The 2,182-nt window shown below is 66.1% G+C and carries 1 protein-coding gene; it reads right to left on the bottom strand.

Translation table 11 applies throughout. From position 1 onward, the window contains the following. Positions 1 to 509 precede the first annotated feature (509 nt). Positions 510 to 1,874 (bottom strand): HNH endonuclease signature motif containing protein, encoded by a 1,365-nt coding sequence (locus BQ8420_RS17435; RefSeq protein WP_160049344.1) that lies wholly within the window; start codon positions 1,872 to 1,874, stop codon positions 510 to 512. Positions 1,875 to 2,182 lie beyond the last annotated feature (308 nt).

The raw sequence follows: 2,182 nt of genomic DNA on the forward strand, positions 1-2,182 counted from the left end.
GAGAGTGGTTGAGGTCCCAACGGCCCTGTGGGCCTGCGGCCCACTCCGGCCGCAGCCGGCCGGATGCCTTCCCCGCCCTCTGGTCTCCTCGTGGGCCGCGTCGCCACTACGTGACGGGTCCGGTCACGAAGGGCCCGCTACAGGTGGGGTGGGTGGTGGGGCGCGTCCCTGCGGTAGCCGGCTCTGGCAACAAGACCACGCCGGTGCCGGTAGCAGCCCCCGGTACCGGCGGGCAGTGGTGGTGGGGGTAGCCCCGGTGCCGGCACCCGGCACTGTGCCCGCAGTGGGGTGACAGTGGTGCCAGTACCAGTGCTGGTACTCGCAGTAGAGGCAGTGCCGGCAGGTGTGCTGCCGGTACCCCCGATGGGAGCCACTCCGTCCCCGGGATATGGCTCGGGGTGGGGGCATGCCGATATCCCCACAGGACACAGGGCCCTTGGGGTCTGACACCCAACCGGGGGTGATCTCGCGGTGGCGCTGTTCCGCCTGGTGGAAACGGGTGGTGGTGGTTAGGGGGCGGTGGCTGGGGCTGGCTCTCCTTCCCCATCCCCGGACCCGCTGTCCTTGCCTGTTTCTTGGCGGTTCTGGGTGTGGTGGTGTTCCCAGATCTTCCGGTTCATCTTGGTCTGGAGGCGGTGCTTGAGCCTGTTATGGGTCGCACACAAGATCTGCATGTTGGCCGCGCTGGTGGCCCCGCCGTGGGAGAAGGGGACGATGTGGTCGTACTGTGACCAACTGCGGGGCATGTCGCAGCCCTGGTGCCACTCGCAGTAGGGCTTCTTGAACCCGGCCGCCTGACGGACCGGATCCGGGGCGCATCGCTGCTTTCGCCCCACATCCAACAGAGTCCGACCCTGGGCGTCGGTCAGGAACCGGCGCAACCAGCTGTTAGGGGTCAGGCGGGCCACCATCTGGTCGGGGATGACCACACCATCCTCGGTGGTGGCCGGCTCTGCGGTGACGTCGCCCAGGAACCGCTTCAGGGGGACGGTGATGTTCAGCGTGGCCAACGCCTGCGGGGCCTTGGCACACTCCCGGTGGCCCAGGGCGGTCTCGAAGATCCGCATCATCGCGTCATAGACCCGCTGGTGCTTGGGGATGGCGGCGTTATCGGGCCCGTACGGCTCGGTGTAGGCCTTCAGGGCGGCTTGGATGAGCTCGTTGTCGGCCCCCGGACCCCACATCCGCAGCAAAAACCCGGACTCGAAGGTGGGCGAGAACTGCGCGCCGCGTTTTTCGAACGTTTCGTCATAGTCCCGGTCGGCCTTTTCCGGGTCCAGCCGTGCGACGAACCATTTCGTCGCGTCCCGCAACTGGCGCACCGAGACTTGCGGGCGCTCCTTCTTATAGGCGATGAGCCCGTATTCCAACCGGGCTCGAAACCCTTCCACCGAAGGGCGCTGGGCACGGAATTCCTCATCACCCTTTTCCCACACCCGCGTCCACTCGGCGGTGGCTTTTTCGGTGGAGGTCGCGATGGCGCACGCTTCACCCAAGGACAGGGCCTTGCTCTGGAAGGCTTCTTCTACGAGCGGGAGCTGCTGTTTGTACAGGGCTCGGGCGAGGGTGGCGAGGTTGTTGGCCTCAGCGGGGGTGGTGCCCCACTGGTGGGTGATCCAGGCTTGGATGCTGCGCTGTCCGCCCTCTTCCAGCAGAGCGCCGGTGGCTTCCATGCGGGCCAGGGCGGGCAGCATCCCATAGCGGATCCGGTCTGTTTCCTGGTTGAGGCGGCCGAACTGTGCGAGCACATCGGTTTCACATCCGAACGGGATATCCCGGCCGGAGAATTCCACCGCCATCTCCCGCGCACCCGCCATCGACTTATCGACCGGGGTGTCCCCGGTCGGGCGCGGTGTGCTGGGAGGAAAGCTCATACTCTGATTATATGCCAACATCCATGAGAATGGCAGGCCTACTCGCCAGTTATTGGCCGAATCCTGAGACCGGCATGCCTATCATGGAATGGCTCTTATTGTGGGTTATCCACAACCCTTTTTTCTGCCACCAGAGCCGGCTACCGCAGGGACGCGTACCGCCCCGTGCCTGGCCTGTAGCGGGCCCTTCGTTACCTCGCCGGTCACGTAGTGGCGACGCGGCCCACGAGGACACCAGAGGGCGGGGAAGGGATCCGGCCGCTTGCGGCCGGAGTGGGCCGAAGGCCCACAGGGCCCTCAACCACTCT

Origin of the sequence: Nocardiopsis sp. JB363 (genome assembly GCF_900143625.1) — a bacterium.
Classification (GTDB): domain Bacteria; phylum Actinomycetota; class Actinomycetes; order Streptosporangiales; family Streptosporangiaceae; genus Nocardiopsis.

Excerpts from the sequence above, each read along its gene's own strand:
- BQ8420_RS17435 (WP_160049344.1), bottom strand. The coding sequence starts at position 1,874 with ATGAGCTTTCCTCCCAGCACACCGCGCCCGACCGGGGACACCCCGGTC.